General features: G+C 64.4%; 16 protein-coding genes. 3 read left to right on the top strand and 13 right to left on the bottom strand.

Annotated features, from left to right (window positions below):
- Nucleotides 1-43 precede the first annotated feature (43 nt).
- On the top strand, nt 44-271 hold the full coding sequence (locus tag JJJ16_RS01130) for a DUF3107 domain-containing protein (RefSeq protein ID WP_219751052.1): 228 nt from the start codon (nt 44-46) through the stop codon (nt 269-271).
- A gap of 84 nt (nt 272-355) precedes the next feature.
- Here the strand turns inward: JJJ16_RS01130 and JJJ16_RS01125 are convergent, their stop codons facing one another.
- Nucleotides 356-985, bottom strand: coding sequence for a ferritin-like fold-containing protein (locus JJJ16_RS01125; RefSeq protein ID WP_219751051.1), 630 nt, complete (start codon nt 983-985; stop codon nt 356-358).
- A 253-nt stretch (nt 986-1,238) separates the two neighbouring features.
- On the opposite strand from JJJ16_RS01125, the gene JJJ16_RS01120 reads away from it, so the two are divergent.
- The gene (locus JJJ16_RS01120) at nt 1,239-3,005 is read left to right on the top strand and encodes a DEAD/DEAH box helicase (RefSeq protein ID WP_219751050.1); all 1,767 of its coding nucleotides are present in this window, start codon (nt 1,239-1,241) and stop codon (nt 3,003-3,005) included.
- A 588-nt stretch (nt 3,006-3,593) separates the two neighbouring features.
- Here JJJ16_RS01120 and JJJ16_RS01115 read toward each other — a convergent pair.
- The 9 genes from JJJ16_RS01115 to JJJ16_RS01075 all read right to left on the bottom strand — a co-directional run bounded on the left by JJJ16_RS01115 (nt 3,594) and on the right by JJJ16_RS01075 (nt 15,482).
- On the bottom strand, nt 3,594-5,243 hold the full coding sequence (locus JJJ16_RS01115) for an NAD-dependent malic enzyme (protein WP_219751049.1): 1,650 nt from the start codon (nt 5,241-5,243) through the stop codon (nt 3,594-3,596).
- A 1,059-nt stretch (nt 5,244-6,302) separates the two neighbouring features.
- Complete coding sequence (locus tag JJJ16_RS01110; RefSeq protein WP_219751048.1) at nt 6,303-7,067, bottom strand: hypothetical protein; 765 nt, start codon at nt 7,065-7,067, stop codon at nt 6,303-6,305.
- Between the two features lie 237 nt (nt 7,068-7,304).
- On the bottom strand, nt 7,305-8,633 hold the full coding sequence (locus tag JJJ16_RS01105; RefSeq protein ID WP_219751047.1) for an ISL3 family transposase: 1,329 nt from the start codon (nt 8,631-8,633) through the stop codon (nt 7,305-7,307).
- A 175-nt stretch (nt 8,634-8,808) separates the two neighbouring features.
- The gene (locus JJJ16_RS01100; RefSeq protein WP_219751046.1) at nt 8,809-9,900 is read right to left on the bottom strand and encodes an ankyrin repeat domain-containing protein; all 1,092 of its coding nucleotides are present in this window, start codon (nt 9,898-9,900) and stop codon (nt 8,809-8,811) included.
- 48 nt (nt 9,901-9,948) lie between these two features.
- On the bottom strand, nt 9,949-10,938 hold the full coding sequence (locus JJJ16_RS01095; protein WP_219751045.1) for a helix-turn-helix domain-containing protein: 990 nt from the start codon (nt 10,936-10,938) through the stop codon (nt 9,949-9,951).
- Nucleotides 10,939-11,023: 85 nt separating this feature from the next.
- On the bottom strand, nt 11,024-11,836 hold the full coding sequence (locus JJJ16_RS01090) for a hypothetical protein (RefSeq protein WP_219751044.1): 813 nt from the start codon (nt 11,834-11,836) through the stop codon (nt 11,024-11,026).
- Entirely contained in the window at nt 11,836-12,564 is a 729-nt protein-coding gene (locus tag JJJ16_RS01085; protein WP_219751043.1) for an ABC transporter ATP-binding protein, read from the bottom strand. Before JJJ16_RS01085 ends, JJJ16_RS01090 begins: the two co-directional genes overlap by 1 nt.
- 18 nt (nt 12,565-12,582) lie before the next feature.
- Complete coding sequence (locus JJJ16_RS01080) at nt 12,583-12,945, bottom strand: GntR family transcriptional regulator (protein ID WP_219751042.1); 363 nt, start codon at nt 12,943-12,945, stop codon at nt 12,583-12,585.
- A 170-nt stretch (nt 12,946-13,115) separates the two neighbouring features.
- The gene (locus JJJ16_RS01075; RefSeq protein ID WP_219751041.1) at nt 13,116-15,482 is read right to left on the bottom strand and encodes a glycogen/starch/alpha-glucan phosphorylase; all 2,367 of its coding nucleotides are present in this window, start codon (nt 15,480-15,482) and stop codon (nt 13,116-13,118) included.
- 400 nt (nt 15,483-15,882) lie between these two features.
- Between JJJ16_RS01075 and JJJ16_RS01070 the strand changes: the two genes are divergently transcribed.
- Nucleotides 15,883-17,373 carry a hypothetical protein gene (locus JJJ16_RS01070; protein ID WP_225904953.1) on the top strand — a complete coding sequence of 497 codons (1,491 nt, stop codon included), beginning with the start codon at nt 15,883-15,885 and terminating at the stop codon, nt 17,371-17,373.
- Between the two features lie 323 nt (nt 17,374-17,696).
- Here the strand turns inward: JJJ16_RS01070 and JJJ16_RS01065 are convergent, their stop codons facing one another.
- The 3 genes from JJJ16_RS01065 to JJJ16_RS01055 form a co-directional block, all read right to left on the bottom strand.
- Nucleotides 17,697-18,257, bottom strand: a complete 561-nt coding sequence (locus JJJ16_RS01065) for an LPXTG cell wall anchor domain-containing protein (protein ID WP_219751039.1) — start codon at nt 18,255-18,257, stop codon at nt 17,697-17,699.
- A gap of 200 nt (nt 18,258-18,457) precedes the next feature.
- Nucleotides 18,458-19,087 carry a MarC family protein gene (locus tag JJJ16_RS01060; RefSeq protein ID WP_070834720.1) on the bottom strand — a complete coding sequence of 210 codons (630 nt, stop codon included), beginning with the start codon at nt 19,085-19,087 and terminating at the stop codon, nt 18,458-18,460.
- Complete coding sequence (locus tag JJJ16_RS01055) at nt 19,084-19,932, bottom strand: PHP domain-containing protein (RefSeq protein WP_219751038.1); 849 nt, start codon at nt 19,930-19,932, stop codon at nt 19,084-19,086. The genes JJJ16_RS01060 and JJJ16_RS01055 overlap by 4 nt, the downstream gene beginning before the upstream one ends.
- Between the last annotated feature and the right edge of the window lie 61 nt (nt 19,933-19,993).

The raw sequence follows: 19,993 nt of genomic DNA, 5'->3' as shown, positions 1-19,993 counted from the left end.
CACATATGATGGCCATGACGATATTTACCAGCAAGGAGTCACCATGGAGATCTTCATCGGCATCCGTGACAACACGCGCCAGCTCGGCCTCGACGTCGACATGAGCGAAAACGAGCTCATGGCCAAGGTCAACGAGGCCCTTGCCTCCGCCCACGGCGTCCTCGACCTCACCGACACCAAGGGCCAGCGCACCCTCGTGCCCGCCCACGCCCTCGCATACGTGCAGATCGCCGCCAAGACCGAGCGCCGCGTCGGCTTCGCGATCCACTGATTCGCGCCCAGACAAACGAGGCCGGGGAACCCGAGCGGACACCATACCGCCCGAGGAACCCCGGCCTCGTCTATACCTGCGGCCTCAGGCCTTCAGGTGAATGTCCTTCATGCGCTCCCCGTGGCGCTTGATCACGTACTCCGTGATCTCGTCGACGTTCTCCGGGGAAGCAGCCAGCGACGGGTAGGTGAACAGCGTCGCGCGCACGAGGCCGAGAGCCTCACCCGCCACGCGGCGACCCCACAGGGACAGGCGCGCCGACAGCTGCTCATCAGCCTCGATCTGCGGGCCCAGGTGCGCGCGCACCCAGTGCCCCTGCTCAAAGGGCCACACGTCCTCGATCCCCTCGAACAGGCCGTGCACCTGCGCGACGCGGATCAGCATGTCACCCAGCATGCCGCGGGTAATGAACGTCTTGACAGCCCGCTCCGCGAACGTCGTGGGACGCGTGCGCGCATCCAGGTCATCGTACGCGCCCGAGAACGCATCACCAGCAGCCAGCAGGTCAAAGCCGCGGTGCTCACTCCACACCTCCAGCTGCTGGTAGAGCTTGAAGCAACGCGCCGCCATGCGCGCATGCTCCACGTGAGCCTCGAACGTGGGGGCCTGCTCGCCGTCCTTCGCCAGGCGCGTCATGAACGCGAGCGACGAATAGGCGAGAATACCAAGGACTTCGGCGTCGTCGGCGGGGACGGAATCAAACTCGTGTGCCATGACTCCAGCATAGTGCCTGACAAGCTCCACGGCCCGCCGCATGGGACCCTGTTCTTCCCGATTAGTGCCTGTCTCTGTGACCAGCCCCTCCCCCGCGAACTCGTCACACACCATTACACTGAAAGGTGACCACCGGAAGACCGGTCGCATTCTTGAGACATAACACCTACGCGCGGACGAGTTTCCCCGCGCCAGATAATGCGCGATCGGCACCGACCCCAACCCCGGAAAAGCCCGGGAGACAAGGTAGATCGTGACCAACACGAGCACTGAGGCAACTGTGCCCACCACCGACGTTGACACCACCGAGAAGGCCGCCCCGGCCTCGTCCGTCGAATACTCCGCAGGCGTCGTCCGCCTCGGCAACATCAAGCCCGCAGCCCCCGAGGTCGAAGATGCCACCCCGGACATCACCGGCAAGGGCGAGGATCTCGACAAGAAGTCCTTCGCGGACTTCGGCGTCACCGACCCCATCGTCGACGCCCTCGAAGACAAGGGCATCACGCACCCCTTCCCGATCCAGGCCCTGACGCTTGGCCCCGCGCTGGACCGCCACGACATCATCGGCCAGGCCAAGACCGGCACCGGCAAGACCCTCGGCTTCGGCATCCCCGTCCTCGAGGACGTCATCGCGCCCGACGAAGAGGGCTACGAGGACCTGCTCAACCCGAACAAGCCGCAGGCACTCATCATCCTGCCGACCCGCGAGCTCACCAAGCAGGTCGCCCAGGATCTGCGCGAGGCTGCCAAGTACCTGTCGACCCGCATCGTCGAAATCTACGGCGGCGTCGCCTTCGAGCCCCAGATCGAGGCTCTCGAGCGTGGCGCCGACATCGTCGTGGGCACGCCCGGCCGCCTCATCGACCTGCTGCGCAAGGGCCACCTGCACCTGTCCGGCGTCGAAACCGTCGTCCTCGACGAGGCCGACGAGATGCTCGACCTGGGCTTCCTGCCCGACGTCGAGACGCTGCTCAGCCGAGTCCCCGAGAACCGCCACACCATGCTGTTCTCCGCGACCATGCCCGGCCCCGTCGTGGCCCTGGCCCGCCGCTTCATGGTCCAGCCGACCCACATCCGCGCGCAGGATCCCGACGACCAGAACCAGACCGTCAACACGGTCAAGCAGGTCATCTACCGCGTTCACGCCATGAACAAGGTCGAGGTCGTCGCCCGCATCCTCCAGGCGGAGGGTCGCGGCCGCACCGTCATCTTCTGCCGCACCAAGCGCACCGCCGCCCGCCTGGGCGAGGACCTGACCGCCCGCGGCTTCGCGGTCGGCTCGCTGCACGGCGATCTGGGCCAGGGCGCCCGTGAGCAGGCTCTGCGCGCCTTCCGTAACGGCAAGGTCGACGTCCTGGTCGCCACCGACGTCGCCGCGCGAGGCATCGACGTCGACGACGTCACGCACGTCATCAACTACCAGTGCCCCGAAGACGAGAAGATCTACATCCACCGCATCGGCCGCACGGGCCGCGCGGGCAACTCGGGCACGGCCGTCACCTTCGTCGACTGGGACGACACGCCGCGCTGGTCGCTGATCTCCAAGGCCCTGGGCCTGGGTGTGCCGGATCCGCTCGAGACCTACCACACCTCCCCCCACCTGTTCACCGACCTGGATATCCCGGAAGGCACGACCGGCCGCCTGCCGCGCGCCAAGCGCACGCGCGCGGGCCTGGACGCCGAGGTCCTCGAAGACCTGGGCGGCTCCTCTCCCCGCTCCGAGGGACGAGGCCGTGGCGGCTCGCGTTCGGGTTCCGGTGGCTCGCGTGGTGGCTCGCGTGGTGGCCGCGGTCGTTCATCGCGTGGTGGTTCGGCTTCTTCCTCCGACGCGTCGCGTTCGCGCGGGTCACGTCGCGGCTCCCAGGACGGCGATCGCACGCTGAACGCCGGCAAGGGCGGCCGCTCCGACCGCGGCACGCGTGGCCGTGGCCGCGGCGAGCACTCGCAGCATGCGGGTGAGGCATCTGAGGGCGCGCCCCGCGCCCGCAAGCGCATCCGCCGCCGCAAGGGTGGCGAGTGAGGCGATAGCGCGCTGCGTTGATGTGACGTGAGGAGGGGTCCGAGCCGCAAGGCTTGGGCCCCTCCCCTGTTTGGGGCCTCAGGGCGCGGCAAGATTCAACCTGATCGGGAACATTCAACCCGTTCGGGAAGATTCAACCCGATCAGAAGGGGTTGAATCTTCCCGATCGGGTGCAACACCTCATCGGTAACAAGCTTGCGCGCGGGTTTCCTCGCTGACACTGCACATACCAGCATCCAACAGGCCTGGCTCACGCAGCAATGCACTAGATAGGAGAGCATTGCACTGCCAACTATCCAGTGCAACGCTGCGCTAAGTAGTGCAATACCCCTCGGCAACAAGCTCTGTCGCGGTAAATGCGCTCCATAACAGCTCCAACGAGCCTCCAGCCGAGCCACAGCAGACAGCCCTGCACCCATTCCGTCGCGATACACCCGTTACGTCGCGATGCACCCGATCAGAAGGGGTGCAATGCCTACGGATCGGGTGCACCGCCTCCCACAACAAGCACAACCGCGAAAACGTTCCGTCTCGCAAGAAGCCGCGCCGGCTGCCCCTCGGCAACCGGCGCGACCCTGCTCTCACAATTCAGCTCTCCAGGTCCTGGTAGACCGGCTGCCACATGGCGCGGCGAACGGCCTCGACGACGTCACCCGGATCCATGTCGCACTGGCCATCTGCGATAGCCTGACGGACGACGGCGACCGCGACAGTCGCCGACGACGCGCGCAAGTGGTCCACCGGCGGCAGTAGGGACGCACCCAGCTCGTGCGATGTCACCTGACTGGCCACGGCCTCGGCGGCGGCCAGAATCATCGCATCGGTCACGCGAGGGGCACCGGACACGATCGTTCCAAGCCCCAGGCCCGGGTACAGCAACGAGTTGTTTCCCTGCCCGATGTGGAAGGTTGTCCCCTCGTAGTCGAAGGGCAGGATCGGAATGCCCGTGGCCACCAGCGCACGCCCCTTAGACCAGGCGATGACGTCCTGCGGCATAGCCTCGATCTTCTCCGTCGGATTCGACAGGGGCAGGACGATGGGCCGCTCGCACCCCTCGCTCAAAGACTCGATGACATCCTGCGTGAAGGCGCCGTGATCCGTCGACGTTCCAATCAGGATCGTCGGGTGGACGCGGCGAACGGTCTCCAGCAGGCCGATCGCACCGTCCTTGCGCTCCCAGTCGGCGACCTCGGAGGCGCTGCGCGCGTAGGCCGCCTGATAATCGGGCAGCCCGTCCATGTCATCGGTCACCAGTCCGGCGCGGTCGATCAGCCAGATGCGGTCCTTCGCCTGCTCGGGCGTCAGTCCAGCGCGCACCATGCCCGCATGGATCTGATCGGCCATGCCAGTTCCCGCGGTGCCCGCGCCGTAGACAAGGAGGCGCTGGTCCGCGAAGGTCGTGCCGTTGGTCTTCATGCCCGCAATGACAGCGGAGATGACGATCGCTCCGGTGCCCTGCATGTCGTCGTTGAAGATGCGGTACTTGTCCCGGTTGTTGACGAGGATGCGGCGCGCGTTTGAGGCGCCGAAGTCTTCGAAATGCAGGAGTGCGCGGGGGTACAGCTCGGATGTGACGCTCAAGTACTCATTGACGAGGGCGTCGTAGCGTTCTCCGCGCACACGACCATGGCGGTTGCCGAGGTAATCGGGGTCGTTGAGCAGCTCCTCGTTGTCGGTGCCGACGTCGAGGTTGACCGCGATGACGCGCGACGGGTCAATACCGGCTGCGGCTGTGTAGACGGCGAGCTTGCCGACGGAGATGTCGGTGCCGTTCACACCCCAGTCGCCGATGCCGAGGATCTGTTCGGCGTCGGAGACGACCAGAAGGTCGACGTCATCGGGGCCGAGGCCGAGGCCTTCAAACGTGGGCCGCACATCCTCGACTCGATCGACGGAGAGGTAGATGGCGCGCGAGCGGCGGTAGTCTGCGGACCATTTCTTGATGGCCTCGCCGATCGTCGGATCGTAGATGACGGGTAGGAGTTCGGCGATGTGGTCGATGATGACCTTGTAGTACAGCGTCTCATTGCGGTCGTGCAGCTGTTCGAGGTAGATGTACTTGTCGAGGTCGTCGTCGAGTCGACACACCTGCTTGTAGGCGCGTGCGGCCTGTTGTTCGAGCGTTTCGACAGCTGCGGGAAGACGCCCCATCAGCCCCAAGCGCTTGCGCTCGTCGAGGGTGAAGGCGGTCCCACGGTTGGTCTGAGGATCGGCAATGATCTGCGGTTTTGCTGGCATCAGCGGCTCCTTTCTGGTAGCTGTTTTCAGCGTAAACCAGTTGCACGCCGCTGTCCCCGTCTATCGTTTGGCATTCTCTCAGCGGGCTCCCAGGAATACGCGGCCTCATGAAGTTGGCGGGGGCGCACGGTTCGATTGCGTTGTTCCACGCAGGAATTCACGTGCTACATGGCTGTGCTTGCTTCCCCCGGCGATCACACCTGCGGCTGGATAATCAACGCGCAGCAAGGCCACGGTGTCTGGTGATCCTGCTCCCGATGGGGTGTCGCACCTCATCGCCCACGAGCCCCAGACGGCAAGGCGCTCCCGTTCACTCTTCAACGGCCCACCATCCCGGCTACAACAGGCAGCGGTGCACCCCTTACGTCGCCGTGCACCCGTTACGTCGCGCTACACCCGTTACGTCACGATGCACCCGATCAGAAGGGGTGTAATGCCTACGGATCGGGTGCACCGCCTCCCACAACAAGCACAACCGCGGGCACTCCCTCCCGACACACCACAACCGGCAGGATCAGACGCAGCCACACGGCCTCGAAATACTCGTACCGATTCCGCGCAAGAGGCGCTGCACCCGTTACGTCGCGATACACCCGATCCGTCGCGATGCACCCGATCAGAAGGGGTGCAATGCCTACGGATCGGGTGCACCGCCTCATCGACATCAAGCTTGCACGCAGGTTGCCTCGCTGACACTACACATGCGGGTATCCAATAGGCCCAGGCCGCGCAGCGCTGCACCAGATACAGCAGCAATGCACTAGATAGGAGGGCATTGCACTAGCTACTAAGCAGTGCAATGCTGCGCTAACTAGTGCAATGCCACTGGCCAACAAGCCCCGTCGCGGAAAATGCTGCTCCATAACAGCTCCAACAAGCATCCAACCAAGCCACAGCAGACAGCCCTGCACCAGTTAAGGAGCATTACACGAGTTAGGGAGCATTACACCACCTCCGAGCTGGTGTAACACCCCGCTAAGTGGTGTAACACCACTTAGCAACAAGTATCAGTGTGGAGATATGCCACGACTCTCCAGTCGAAACGTGAGGCAACGCAGTTCAACGACGACCAAAGAGACGACTCACAACCGAGAAACACACGCCAGCGACAAGGCCACTGACCGCAGCACTCATCAGCTGTTTGGACACAGCACCACCCGAACCGCGTGCGCTCACCAGTCCGTCCTCAGACTGCACAGGGACAGCCATGCTATCAGCAGACTCTTGAGACATACCAGTGACCACCGACGACAACACTGAAGACAGTTCAACTCGGTCACTCTGATTACCAGAAGAGGACACCACCTCGCTAGCAGAAACTAACGCTTGAGAGTCTGTAGTAGCAGCACTAGAACACTCCAATTCGTCGTCGCCAGCTAACTCTGCAAAGTTCTGAAGATAGCTCCCAACGGATGGCACAAACAAGCCAAACACAAACATCATTGATAGAGAAGCAGCGTACGCGACAGCTATTTCAAAAAGTATGATCCAACTTGATTCCTCAGGCAAACAACCATCGGTATAGCAGTGAGCTCGAAGCAAAGAATATGATTCGAGCACTTTAGGCATCAATATACCCATGATAACCAAAACTCCACCGACAGTGGTTTTCATTTCTGTTCGGCGTTCGTCATACGAAGTCAATACCAGCAAAAACCCAGCTCCCACATGAAAAAGCGCCCAGGTAAAAAATGGTTCATAACCCGACACTACACCTCCTCCAAGAGATCCGACAAAGAAGGCCATAGTATCGTTGTCGATAGTTTCAAATACTGCTAGAAATACAAATGCGAAAACGGTAAACAGAAGCAACTGCTCCAGCACTATGATTCGTCGCCTCGACTCTCCTGCATGCAACACCCCTCGCCGAGCAAAGAACACCACAGACGCAACGGAGACCACATGCATAATCAAGGCTGTCCGATACACGCCATCCGCTAAATCAACTACAGTTCTCGCAAGACAACCCACAATAACGATCAGCAAAAAAATGCAGAGCGCACGATACGCGACTACAACGGGTCTTTGTCGCTGCCACCCAAGAATTCGTTTACCGGCTCTTCAGAGTTGAGTGTGGGCGGAGGCGTCTAGGCCTCCTGCGATGAGGAGCATTCGGAGTCTGTAGTTGGTGGGGTTGCGGTAGCCTCTGGCGGTGCGTCTGCCCAGCTCGATGATTCCGTTGATGGCTTCGGTGGGGCCGTTGCTGGCTCCGCCGGTGTCGAAGTAGGCCAAGAAGGCGTCCTTCCACTTGCGTAGGGTCCGGCCCAGGCGAGCGATTTCGGGGATGGGACACGTTGGTAGGCGCTCGATGAGATGAGCGGCCAGGCGTCGGCCTTGGGCGGGTGTGGCTTGGTGGAAGACATCTCGCACGTGCTGGGCACAGTGGTAGGCGACTTCGACACTGATATGCGCCTCATCTGCCGTGAAGGCCTCACGGAGGCGTTCTTGTTGACGTGGGGTGAGCCTATGGCGCGAGGCGCGCAAAAGATTGCGGATCTGATAGAGGGGATCGCCCTTGCGTCCGCGGTGACCGGTCGTGTCTTGCTGGACGCGACGACGCACCTCATCAAGGGCGTCGCCAGCGAGCTTGACGATATGAAAGGCGTCCAGCACGCTGGTTGCGTCTTGGAGCTGGTCATCAATGGCGTTCTTATATCCCTGGAAGGGATCCAGTGTTGCGATCTGGATACCGGAGCGAAACTGTTCGCCGCGCTCTTCTAGCCAGTTCTTGTACACGGTGCCAGACCTTCCCGGGACCAGATCCAACAAGCGGGCCGTGGGATGATCCTCCCCGCGCGTCAGGTCCACGATGCCAGTGAGCTCACGGGGGCCCCGTCGGCGTCGGTCCTGGTGGTGCCACACGTGCTCGTCAACTCCCAATACCTGCACCCCTGCGAAACGGGCAGGGTCATCAGATGCGGCTTGCAGACACGGCTTGATATGGGACCACACGGTATTCCACGTGGTTCCTAACTGGCGAGCCAATCCTGCAATGCTGGCTCCCTCGAAGCGCAACTGTCGGATCGCCCAGCGGATCGCCCGGGCGCCCAGACGCGCCCGGTGTGCACACACCCGCTCGTCATGCTCCAGGAATGTCACCGTCTGGCAGGTGGTTTCGCGGCATATCCAGCGCCGCTTAAACCACCGGATCCGCACCGGGACCCCGGCCCAGGGCGCGTCGATCACCTCCACCACCACGCGCCCGTGGCCTTGAGCGATCACCCCACACCCAGGGCATCCAGCACAGCGATCACAGGACTCTATGTCGAGCACCAGACCACACTCACGTCGAGCGACAGCAACCAGATGGAAGCCCTCCAAACCGACGAGCAGATCACACCGATCACAACGATCAAGCGACGCAGAGCAGCAGCAGGTAGGGTGAGACATTGTCGAGGTCCTTGACGACAGCGGGGGTAGAAGTCCGCTCATCATCAAGGACCTCGACCTCTACCCGCAACCCCCGACCAAGACCCGGTCACCCACACTCAACTCGGAAGAGCCCGTTTACCCATGCTCACAGTGTACTGCGGCGCACTTTACACTCTGAAGCCCGCCCCGTTGCTTACCGCCCCACGTCGGGCAAATCCGCCTCCACAAGAACCGGATTCAAGCACACCCACGCCACCGCCAGCTCCGTGATGTCATCGACGGCCTGGTGGGACATCGAACGAGACTTGAGGGAGGCGACGGCAGCCTCGGCCCGAGCCACGGAGGCAGGCGGCATCGGCAGGCCTGAGCGCACGACACTGAGATACTGGTCCAGCAGCGCCCCAAAAGAACGATCCCAGTTGATGCCGCCGTTGTCATAGACCTCGTAGCCGACACGCCCCGCAATGCGAATGACCTCGCCTTGCAGCGTCTGACACTGGCCGCTGTCGGGCACGAGAAGATCCCATAATTCCCCGTGCTGGCGGAGAGCTGGCACGGACGGATCCAGCTCCAGCCGCTCCCCCACGGCAGGCGCGCGCTGAGCCTCGCGCTGCTCCACCGCGAACAGGGCGCACAACTCCGACAACGCGGCCGAGGCCTCGTCGAATACCGTTTGAGACACCGTCTCCGGCAGCCCGTGCATGATGAACGTGCAGCGCATCCGGTCCATGGCCCGCAGCGCGGTCGGCACACGCTCGCCGACGGGTGCCCCAACGGACAGAAGCAACCGAATCACCGCGAGCGCGCGTGGGGCGTCCAGGAAGTTGTGCCAGGACACGACGTTCTCGACTAGCGTCGCCTTCCCATAGACCCGCGAATCAGCGACAACCAGCGGATCCGCGCCCCACGACATCATCCGCGACACGTCGGCAACGGGAAAACGCTCGACGACGTCGAACAGCGCCGTCTGGTCGGATGTATCGCGGGCGTTGATGTCGCCTCCACGAGCGATCAACAGCGGGATCTGATCGAGGCATCGCGACCGCACGCGCGCGTGAATCGGAGTGCGCTGATACCGATCGCGCGAGTTGATGTCCTCGCCCCGCGCGAGCAGGAAGTCCGTGATCTCCTCGGAGGCCGGGAAGTGCATGAGCCGCGACTCATAGGCGGAGCCCCGCAGGTACGCGCCAACCTCGCAGCGCGCGACCGCGCGCGCCACGGCCTCGACGTCCCCGGATGCGATGATCTGCTCGATGTCCGCGGGCAGGGTCTTGCGCAGGCTCACACCCACAACTCTCCTCTCTGAGTTCCTGGGGCCAGTCTAACCGCGCGCCTACTCCCCCTCAGATGCCCCACCACCGTGCTTCGCGCGCTCCGTGAGGACGCGCTCGACGACGCGCGGCAAGCGGGTGGGCGTGTCGCGGTGGCGACGAAGCGTGAAGAACAGACGCGCGCGGGTCAGCGGCGAAACGCGCACAGATTCGGGCCAGCGCGTGGCCACGTACTGCACGGCGTCGGCGACCTCGAGGCGCCTCGTCGAGTTGCCGACGCGCACCCACAGCTCGGCCTCACCCTTGCCCTTGGGGCCCTTCAGGTACACGGGGCGCGTGGACGGCGGGATCGTCACCCGGCACACCTCCTGGGGCCCGTAGCCCTCCTGGGGGTCCGAGGCCTCGGCGAAGTCGAGGAGGGGCAGCGCGGCCGCGTTGGTCCCCAGGCGCTGGCCCCACAGGTCACGGATCCACAGCTCGAAGCGGTCGGCGTCCGGTGTCTTGAGGGTCGCGTAGTCGGGGCCCAGCCCGATGAGGCGACCATCGTCATCCACGCCGATGAGGAGGGTGCCGCCGCCGGAGTTCATGAACGCGGCAACCGTCTTCGCGATAATGGTCTCCATGGCGTCGTCGCGCTTGCCGGCGCGCATGTTCCAGCGGGCGCTCGACTTGAATTCGAGGGAGTCGGATTCGCCGCGCTTGGCGACCTCGACGATGGGTTCGAGGCCGGGGCGCGGGTGCAGGTAGGCGACGATCAGGGAGACGATGACGACCACGACGAGAGCCACCGCTGCGGCCACACCGAGCATCGCGGGGCGCCACATGTCGGAGGAGGAGAAGATCCAGCCTGCGACCAGGAGGCCGCCCCACAGGCCACCCAGGCCGGTGAGGGTCGCCGAGGCCGTGGACATCGTCATGCGCGAGGCCAGGAGGCGCCGCACGACCATGCCGATCACCCAGGCGATGATGAGAAGGAGGACCTGAATGCCGATCCACCGCAGCAGGTCGGGGTTCTGGGGTGTGGCCCCAAAACGGGGTCCCTCGGCGGTCATCTGCGCTCCTCACACAACGAGTCGGCGGTGGGTCGGATACCAAAATCCTATCCCACCGCCGACTGGCGCTCAGCGGGTCATGCGCTCAGCGCAGGGACGTGTGCTTCTCGATCGAGCGAGAGGCCCACAGGCCCAGGATCAGGGCGAACAGGGGCACGAGGACATAGGAGCCGATGCCGATGACGTTCGGCTGGCCCTCGGTTCCCATCGTCGCGCGGTACGAGGTCCACATGATCTCGGTGGAGAAGTGTCCGTCGGTTGTAACGGACAGCGGAAGGAAGAACGTGCCAACCGTGGAAAGCACCTGGTTCACGATGTACAGCAGGACGAAGCCGATGATGGGCGCGCCGAAGCCAAGATGGTTGAATCGTCCTTCAGCGCCGATCGTCATGGCGGCGCAGGCCTGCACAACCCAGGACATCGACAGGATGACCTGAACGACAATCATGAGGGCCACGGTGAAGGTGGGGATTCCGGCCACGACGGAACGCGGTCCGGCCGTGTACTCGGCGAGGCTGATGCCATCGCTCCACGCGGCGGCCGACGCGACGGCGAGGATTCCGCCGACGGCCAGCACGAGGGCCAGGAGGCACTCGATCATGATGCGGGTGTTCTTCGCCCAGAAGATGACCTTTCCGGAGATCGGCAGGCTCATCGTGAAGTATCCGCGCTGCCCGTAGAGGGTCTTCCAGTAGTCGGCCAGGGCCGCGATCGCGCAGGCGACCGGCGTGAGCGCACACAGGGCGTAGGCGAGAACAGCGGTGGAGCCACTGATCCCCGGCAGCCCCGCGGCGACGATTCCCGACGCGACGGCAATGGTGACGATAAACGCCCCGAAGGAACGCCCGTCCGCGACGGCGCGCGACCGGATTTCGTAGGCAAGTAGTTTGGTGAACATCAGCGGTACTCCTTCCGGAAGATGGCGTCGAGGGAATCGCCGTGGGTGGCCCGCAGGTCGTCGGCGTCTCCCTGTAGGAGGACCTGTCCGTCCTTCATGAAGATCGCGTAGTCGACGAAGTGCTCGATGTCGGAGATGAGGTGGGTGGACATGATGAGCAGCGAGGCGGGGTCAAATTCGCGCAGGATGCCGTCGAGGATGACGTCGCGCGTCGCGGGATCGACGCCGCTAATGGGTTCGTCGAGCAGGTACACGCGGGCGCGCCGGGACATGATGAGGCTGATCTGAAGCTTCTCCCCCATGCCCTTGCTCATCTCGCTGAGGCGGCGGTCGGTGGGCAGTCCGAAGAAGTCGACCATCGAGGCGGCCTTGTCGGCGTCGAAGTCGGCGAAGAACGTGGAGTAGACGCGGATGGCGTCCGCAGCGGTCCAGTCGGTGTTCAGGAAGTCGGCGTCGGGCAGGTAGGAGACGATCGCTTTGGTGGCGACGCCGGGCGCATGCCCGTCGATGGTCACGGTGCCCTCGTAGTCGGAGAGGACTCCGGCGAGGATCTTGAGCAGCGTGGTCTTACCGCAACCGTTGGGGCCCATGAGGCCGACGATGTGGCCAGACTCGAGGCTCAGGTTGTAGTCGCGCAGGGCGGGGGTCGAGCGGTAGCTCTTCGTCAGGCCGGTGACCTCGACGAGGCCGGGGCCGGCCGCACTCACGCCTGTGGGTTGGGTGGTCATGAGAGTTGTCCTCCTGGTTTACAGGTCCGCGTTCCAGCGTTCATCGACGAGGCCGTGAGCACCGTCGCTGTCAACGCCAAGGGCTCGGCAGGCGCGGATGAATGCGTCGGCCGCAGTGCGTGCATCCTCTTGGCGGAGGGCGTGGAGCGCCGTGTCGTCGGTGGCGACGTATCGTCCGGCCGTCCGCTTGGGGACGGTGAGTCCTTCGTCGTCGAGGGCGGCGAGGGCTCGCTGGACGGTGTTGGGGTTGGTGCCGGCCTCGATGGCGAGGTCGCGGACGGAGGGGATCTTCTGGCCGGGCTTCCACGTGCCGTCGGTGATACGGGCGCGGAAGTTGTCGGCCAGCTGGATCCAGATGGGGCGGGTGTCATCGATGCGCATCGACGCGTCCCTCCTGTCTTGCTGTATTAATACACTAATACAATGACACAGGTGCCTAACTGTGTCAACCCACTAATACAGTTGGACCACATGCCGATACAACCACACGTCTTCACACAACAAGAGAGGCCCGGAACCATGCGGTTCCGGGCCTCCCCTGCGCGAATGCGTCAGTCGATCGGCTCACCCTCGATGTGCCAGACCTCGCGAGCATAGTCGGAGATCGTGCGGTCCGAGGAGAAACGGCCGGAGCGGGAGATGTTCGCCCACACGCGGCTGTTCCAGGCCTTCTGGTCGCGATAGTCGGCGGCCATACGATCCTTGGTCTCGCGGTATGCGGCGAAGTCGCCCAGGACGTAGTACACGTCGGCCGGGTCGTAGCCGCCCTCGAGGATCGAGTGGCGGATGTCGTGGAACCAGCCGGAGTTGGAGTCGTCGAGCGTACCGTCGGTCAGGGCGTCGATGACGCGCTTGAGGCCGGGGACGTTCTCGTAGTGCCAACGGGGGTCGTAGTGGCGACGCAGCTCAGGCAGCTCATCGTCGGTCGCGCCGAAGATGTAAGCGTTCTCGTCGCCCACGGCCTCGAGAATCTCGACGTTCGCGCCGTCGAGGGTGCCCAGGGTGAGGGCGCCGTTCATCATGAACTTCATGTTGGACGTGCCCGAGGCCTCCTTGCCGGCCATCGAGATCTGCTCGGAGACGTCGGCGGCGGGGATGATGTGCTCGGCGGGCGAGACGTTGTAGTTGTGGACGAAGACGACCTTGATACGGCCGTTGATGTCCTCGTCGTTGTTCACCAGCTCCGCGATGGCGTTGATGAGCTTGATGATGGCCTTGGCGCGGATGTAGCCGGGGGCAGCCTTGGCACCGAAGATGAACACGCGGTTGGGGGTGTCCAGCGTCGGATCGTCCTTCATACGGAAGTACAGGTCCAGGACGTAGAAGGCGTTGAGCAGCTGGCGCTTGTACTCGTGCAGACGCTTGATCTGAACGTCGAAGATCGCGTCGGGATCGATCTCGACGCCCTCGCGCGCCTTGACCCACGCGGCGAAGTCGACCTTGTTGGCGTGCTTGATCTCGGCCAGGCGCTCGAGCACCTTGTCGGTACCGGCCTCGGTGAACTTGGACAGCTCGGTGAGGTCGCGGACCCACGCGTCGGAGCCGGTGACCTCGTCGAGGAGGGCTGCCAGGCGGGGGTTGCACTGCTTGAGCCAGCGGCGCGGGGTCACGCCGTTGGTCTTGTTGTTGAAGCGCTCGGGCCAGATGGCGTACCACTCCTTGAGGGTGTCGCGCTTGATGATCTCCGTGTGGAGGGCGGCGACGCCGTTGATGGAGTAGGACGCGTAGCAGGCGATCCAGGCCATGCGCACGGTGTTGCCGGCGACGGGGGCCATGTAGTCGATGGTGCCCTGGTCGAGGCCGCGCTCGGCCATGTCGATGCGGAAGCGACGGTCGATCTCGCGCACGATTTCGGCGATGCGCGGGAACAGGCGATCGAAGATGTGGATATCCCAGGTCTCGAGGGCCTCGGCCAGAACCGTGTGGTTCGTGTAGGCGAAGGTCTTGGAGACGACCTTCCAGGCCTCTTCCCAGCCGAGGCCATGCTCGTCCATGAGGATGCGCATGAGCTCGGGGATGGCGAGGACCGGGTGGGTGTCGTTGAGCTGGACGGCGTTGTACTCGGCGAAGCCGGTCAGGTCGGTGCCGTGGTGACGCACGTAGTTGGCGACGATTTCCTGCAGGGAGGCGGAGCAGAAGAAGTACTGCTGGCGCACGCGCAGGACCTTGCCCTCGAACGTGGTGTCGTTGGGGTACAGGACACGGGAGATGTCCATGGTGCGCTCACGGTCGACGATGGCGTCGGTGAAGCGCTGGGAGTTGAAGGCGTCGTAGTCGAATTCCTCGATGGGCTCGGCCTTCCACAGGCGCAGGGTGCCCACGTTCTTGGTGCCGTAGCCGGTGATCGCGATGTCGTAGGGGACGGCGCGCACGGTCAGGTCCGCGTAGGAGACGATGCGGGAGCGCTCTTCGCGGCGGGTAACGAAGGGGTAGCCCTCCTCCATCCACGGGTCCGGATGCTCGGTCTGGAAGCCGTTGTCGAAGAGCTGCTTGAACAGACCGTAGCGGTACAGGATGCCGTAGCCGCGCACAGGCAGGTCGAGGGTGGCGCAGGAGTCCAGGAAGCAGGCGGCGAGGCGGCCGAGACCACCGTTACCGAGGGCAGCGTCCGGCTCCTCTTCGAGGACCTGACCGAGGTCAAGGCCGTAGGCGGCGAGGGCTTCACGAGCCTTCTCGACGAGGCCAAGGTTCGACAGGTTGTTGAGCAGGGCTCGGCCCATGAGGAACTCGGCGGAGAAGTAGTGTTCCTGACGGCCCTTGGCGTAACGCTCCGTGGTGGCGGCCCAGTTATCGGCGATCTGATCGACGATTGCGGCGGAGAGCCCCTGCCACACTTCCATCAGGGTCGAATCTTCAACGGGGCGTCCAGAGGTCGCGCGCACATGAGAGGGCAGCGACTGCGTCAGATCCAGCGTCATACGATTTCCTTTTGTGTAACTGCGCCGTGCCCGCCGCGGGGGCGAGCGCCCCGGGTCGGGGCTGGCTTCACCTCTAGAGGGTAGCGAGTGTGTGGCCCAATTCCCTGTTCTGACACAGCACTGGGAGAAACCCCACCCCCAGCCACGTGACGGAATCCACCTGTCAATTCCAGCCCACGACTAAAGACCCAGATAGTCGCGCCTTTACAAACGGCAACCAATCCCCACCTGCAGCAAGTTGCGAAAAATTCCCTCAATGTTTTTTCGCAAACGCGAGACACGGTCAGTGTTCATGGATTAAGGTTCTCATGTAACCAATACTGACCGGGCCAACAATAGCCCACGCGGCCAGTATTCTTGAGACTGAATCACCTTCAACACGAGGAACACGATGAAACCGATGCATAAGTTGACCATCGCAACCGCTCTGAGCGCCACGCTCGCGACCGCCCTGATCGCAGGCCCCGCCATGGCCTCGCCCTCCGACGAGAACCAGCCCACGGGTCCCGGCACCGCCAACGGCGACAAGTCCACCGCGTGCCGCGCCGACTGGACCGCCGCGGCGATCCTCGACACGGACATCCTGGCCCACCACCCCGAGCTGGTGAACCCTGCCGACATCACCCGTAACTCCGACGGCACCGTCAACAAGGTCGCCACCGGCTCGAACAACGGCTACAAATCGAAGATCTCGACGAACTTCAACACCGAGACCTACACTGCTCCGGGCATGTTCGAGGCCAACCACTGGATCGCCGGTTCCATGCAGAACTGGCGCTTCCCCGTGGCCACGAAGAACAAGCTGGCCGCCGGCACGACGATCACCGTCGACCTGCCCGACGACATGGCCGACACCACCTTCATCGGCAAGATCGAGACCCGCGCGGGCCTCAACGCATACATGCAGGCCTGGGGCCCGCGTGAAGCCGAGTACACGTGGAATGACGGCGACTTCACCGCCACCCTGACCGACGCTGCCAAGAACATTTGGACCATCACGCTGAACAAGGGCCTCGACGCCAACACCGGCACTGTCTTCCAGTTCACGGGCACCTTCCCCGAGGGCGCCGAGTCCTCGACCGCGTCCGCCAACCTGGTCGGCGCCCAGTTCCCGGCCGACGGCCAGGTGTGCGGAGACCTGCCCACCCCCGAGACCCCCGAGCTCGCCAAGTGCCAGGTCACGACCGTGGACCGCACCGTGTGGAGCCCCTACTCGCGCGACATCAACGAGCGCAACAAGTACGCGGGCTCCTGGGGTTCTGAGGAGCCCAAGTGGGGCGAGGCCAACGCTGATGGCTGGTTCGTTGCCACCGGTACCGATCCGAAGGTCGGCGACTCGCGCACCCTGCGCCTCTACGGCGCCACCCACAAGGACCTCACCAACGCGACGCTGACGATCAAGGCCGTCCAGGGCCTGAAGTTCGACGCCTCCACGATCAACACGATCTCCAACCCCGGTGCCGGCGCGCTCCAGGGTAACGGCTTCAAGAACACTGTCGAGGGCCTGGGCGATATCAAGGTCAGCGAGGACGGCAAGACCATCACCGTCACGATCAAGCACATGCCGGCCAACTCCGGCTTCTCCTTCAACATCAACGGCATCCTGACCGGCGAGACCCTCGAGGGCTCCCCGGTCCTGGCCCCGATCGTCCTGCACAACTGGCTGACCGGCACGGACAGCGAGTGCACGGTTCCCACCGAGGTGCCGACCACGCCGGCGCCGTCGGATTCCCCGACGCCCGAGCCGACGACCCCCGCTCCCGCTCCGTCCGCAACCCCGAGCGGCAACCTCGCTCGCACGGGTGCTGACACCCCGATGCTGGCCGGTGCGGCCATCATGGCTGGACTGGCAGGCCTGGGAGCTCTGGCTCTGCGCCGTCGCCAGCACTGACGGATTGCCCCCCGCAGGGCGCGTCCCTGCGGGGGGCACGCTCCGCAGGGACGCATCAACAGGAAAGTGGCACCGCTCTTGATGAGTGGTGCCACTTCCCATCACCGGTTCATCATGAGGGCTCAATTCATGGTGACTTTCGGTAGTTCCATTGTGCATGTGATGCACGCATCATTTCAAGGCGAAACGGTGATTTTTCGGTGCAAATTCGCGGTTTCTAACTGCACGTTCGTGCACAACTATCGCGCGATCTGCGCAAACTAGACAAAACGCGGGCCCGCTCGAATCGAGCGGGCCCGCGTTGCTTGCCAGGCAAAGATGCCTCAGTGGCGCTTGCGAGCAACCACCAGGGTCACGCCACCGGCCAGCGCGATAACGCCAGCGCCAGCGGCGATCGAAGCGACGGAGCCGGTGTTGGCCAGCGTCGGGTTCGAGGCGGCGGGGGTGCCGGCCGGAGCGTTCGTATTGCGGATGCCGCCACGAGCGGAGACGGGGGCCGGGCCGTTGCCGGTGGAGATCTGGCCGCGGGTGGTCACGCCGGTGGTGCCGACGGGGCCGGAGGCAGCGCCAGCGCCACCCTGATCGGCGGCGGGGGCCGGGTCGACGGCGGGGGCCGGATCCTCGGTAGCGGGCTGCTCGGGAGTCGGGTCCTCGGTGGAGGGCTGCTCGGGGGCCGGATCCTCGGTGGCCGGGGTCGAGGGCTGCTCGGGGGCCGGATCCTCGGTGGCCGGGGTCGAGGGCTGCTCGGTGGCCGGGGCCTCGGTGGCCGGGGTCGAGGGCTGCTCGGTGACGGGGGTCTCGGCGGCGAAAGCAACGCCGGCCGAAGCGGCGATCAGACCGAGTGCCGCGGTGGCGGCGAACAGGGAAGAGGTCGTCTTCTTCATTGTTTCTCCTGGAACAATTGTGGTGAGGGATGAATGCGTGACCCTGACCAGTGCGGGCCGTGCGCGTCACGGCGTTCTCGCCCACCCTACAACATTTCCTGACCATTACGCACAGATTCTCGAAAATCACGCATCGGCGAGTCGCACCCCACTTTTTCGCGGGGCTTTGTTCGGCTCCGCCGCGCGCGAGAACAACCAGGTCAGGACAGCTTGGCGGTCGCAATGAACTGGAAGATTCCCTCCATGATGAGCTGCGTCGCAATGGCGGCCAGCAGCAGACCGGAGATCTTTGTCAGCAGCATGATGCCGCCGGGGCCAAGCGCCCTGGAGAGCATCAGCGAGAAGCGCATGGTCAGCCACATGACGATGTGTGCGAGCACGACGGCGACGATGACAGCGATCCACGATCCCACGTTCGTTCCGGCCTGTCCGACGGCCACCATGACGGCGACGATCGAGCCGGGGCCGGCGAGCAGCGGCGTCCCCAGCGGGACGAGCGCAACGTTGACGCCCTCGTCCCCCGTGTCCGGTGAGGACGAGTCCGTGCCCATGAGGAGTTCCATGGCGACGAGGAAGAGCAGGACGCCGCCGGAGAGCTGGAGGGCCTCCATCGAAATATGCAGGAGGCGCAGGATCTGCCCGCCCAGGATCGCGAAGGTCAAGATGACGCCGAAGGACACGGAGGTGGCCTGGATGGCGGCGCGCCGCTGCTTGGGCTGGGAGTAACGGGCGGTGAGCCCCAGGAAGACGGGCACGGTCCCAATGGGGTCCATAATGACCGTCAGTGTCGCGAAGGCGGTCGCGAAGAGGGTGACGTCGAAGAGGCTCACGGCTCGATCACCTCGATGGCGCCCTGCGCGATGACCTCGGCGATCACCTGCGGGTCCGTCGTGTTTTCGCCGATACGGTTCGGCTTGCCCGTCCCGTGGTAGTCGGAGGAGCCGAACATCGCCAGGCCCAACTCGCTGGCGATGCGCTCGACGTCGGCACGGTCCTCGGGCGCGTGGTCGCGGTGGTCGCGCTCGATGCCGAAGAGGCCGGCCGCCGCCATGTCGGCGATGACGGCCTCGGGCAGCAGGCGCTGGCGCTTGCGAGCGCGGGGGTGGGCCAGGACCGGCACTCCCCCGGCCTGCCGCACGCAGCGCACGGCCTCGACCGGGTCGGGCGCCCAATGGTGCACGTAGTAGGGACCCGACGGATGCAGGGCCTCGACGAAAGCGGCGCTACGGTCGGGGAAGGCACCGGCGGCGACGAGCGCGTCGGCGATGTGCGGGCGCCCCACGGGGCCGCCCTCGGGCGCGAAGGCGAGCACGTCGTCCAACGTAATCGGGTAGTCAGCCGACAGGTTCTCGACCATGCGCGCGGCGCGCGTCTCGCGGTCCTCGCGCGTGCGTCGGAAATTATCGACGAGGCTGGGGTTAGCCGGGTCGAAAAGGTAGGCCAGGAGGTGCACGGTGAACCCCGAGGAGGAGCACGACATCTCGGCGCCCCGGATGAGGCTCACGCCGGTGTCCGCGACGGCGGCCACGGCCTCGTCCCATCCGGCCGTCGTGTCGTGGTCCGTCAGCGCGATGGCGTCGAGCCCGGCCTGCGCGGCGATAGCCAGGAGCTGCGCGGGCGTATCCGTCCCGTCTGAATACGCGCTATGAGTGTGGGGGTCAATTCGCTTCACCATTTGAGACTACCCCATTAATCCCATCACACAACCGCGCGGGCGAACACCACCCGCGAACGCC

The sequence above is a fragment of the Schaalia sp. ORNL0103 genome (assembly GCF_019429565.1).
In the GTDB taxonomy this organism is placed as follows: domain Bacteria; phylum Actinomycetota; class Actinomycetes; order Actinomycetales; family Actinomycetaceae; genus Pauljensenia.
This window is presented reverse-complemented; position numbering and strand designations above follow the sequence as displayed.

What these genes read in the sequence shown, in the direction of transcription:
- JJJ16_RS01125 (WP_219751051.1), bottom strand. Translation starts at nt 985, where the DNA reads ATGGCACACGAGTTTGATTCCGTCCCCGCCGACGACGCCGAAGTCCTT.
- JJJ16_RS01075 (WP_219751041.1), bottom strand. Translation starts at nt 15,482, where the DNA reads ATGACGCTGGATCTGACGCAGTCGCTGCCCTCTCATGTGCGCGCGACC.
- JJJ16_RS01070 (WP_225904953.1), top strand. Translation starts at nt 15,883, where the DNA reads ATGCATAAGTTGACCATCGCAACCGCTCTGAGCGCCACGCTCGCGACC.
- JJJ16_RS01085 (WP_219751043.1), bottom strand. Translation starts at nt 12,564, where the DNA reads ATGACCACCCAACCCACAGGCGTGAGTGCGGCCGGCCCCGGCCTCGTC.
- JJJ16_RS01095 (WP_219751045.1), bottom strand. Translation starts at nt 10,938, where the DNA reads ATGACCGCCGAGGGACCCCGTTTTGGGGCCACACCCCAGAACCCCGAC.
- JJJ16_RS01065 (WP_219751039.1), bottom strand. Translation starts at nt 18,257, where the DNA reads ATGAAGAAGACGACCTCTTCCCTGTTCGCCGCCACCGCGGCACTCGGT.
- JJJ16_RS01115 (WP_219751049.1), bottom strand. Translation starts at nt 5,243, where the DNA reads ATGCCAGCAAAACCGCAGATCATTGCCGATCCTCAGACCAACCGTGGG.
- JJJ16_RS01105 (WP_219751047.1), bottom strand. Translation starts at nt 8,633, where the DNA reads ATGTCTCACCCTACCTGCTGCTGCTCTGCGTCGCTTGATCGTTGTGAT.
- JJJ16_RS01055 (WP_219751038.1), bottom strand. Translation starts at nt 19,932, where the DNA reads ATGGTGAAGCGAATTGACCCCCACACTCATAGCGCGTATTCAGACGGG.
- JJJ16_RS01090 (WP_219751044.1), bottom strand. Translation starts at nt 11,836, where the DNA reads ATGTTCACCAAACTACTTGCCTACGAAATCCGGTCGCGCGCCGTCGCG.
- JJJ16_RS01080 (WP_219751042.1), bottom strand. Translation starts at nt 12,945, where the DNA reads ATGCGCATCGATGACACCCGCCCCATCTGGATCCAGCTGGCCGACAAC.
- JJJ16_RS01130 (WP_219751052.1), top strand. Translation starts at nt 44, where the DNA reads ATGGAGATCTTCATCGGCATCCGTGACAACACGCGCCAGCTCGGCCTC.